The organism is Bacteroides sp. 43_46, assembly GCF_001915455.1.
GTDB classification, from domain to species: domain Bacteria; phylum Bacteroidota; class Bacteroidia; order Bacteroidales; family Bacteroidaceae; genus Bacteroides; species Bacteroides caccae.
Genome location: NZ_MNQN01000006.1, coordinates 3478 through 3908, shown reverse-complemented (window position 1 = coordinate 3908; position 431 = coordinate 3478). Strand labels below are relative to the sequence as shown.

The following is a 431-nucleotide window of genomic DNA, read 5'->3' as shown; positions in this document are numbered from 1 at the left end:
GCCCGAGTGGGAAGGAACAGAAGATGGTAAAGTTCCTCTGTTCCTATATAAGACAGCTTTCCGGAGACATATCCGTGTCAAAGGATAAGTTCGGGAACCTGTATGTGGTAAAGGGAAAAGCGGAAGTTTACCCTTGCTTAGTGAGCCATATCGACCAGGTTTCACACTGCAAGCATTCAAAGGATTTCAAGGTGGTGGAAACAAGGGAAGTCATATTCGGTTATTCCTCAAAGAACAGGAGGTTTGAGAATTTGGGAGCCGATGATAAAAATGGAGTGTTCATCTGTCTTGAATGCCTGAAGAAATATAATTCTATGAAAGTAGTCTTTTTTAGAGAGGAAGAAACAGGCTGCAAGGGAAGTTCTGAGGCGGTGATGTCTTTCTTCGATGATGTGAGATTCGTTATCCAGCCTGACCGTAAAGGCAATTCA

The 431-nt window shown here is 43.2% G+C and carries 1 protein-coding gene; it reads left to right on the top strand.

Features of this window, described 5'->3' with window-relative positions; translation table 11 throughout:
• A partial coding sequence (locus tag BHV72_RS00215) for a zinc-binding metallopeptidase family protein (RefSeq protein WP_502691038.1) occupies window positions 1-431 on the top strand: 431 nt, incomplete at both ends.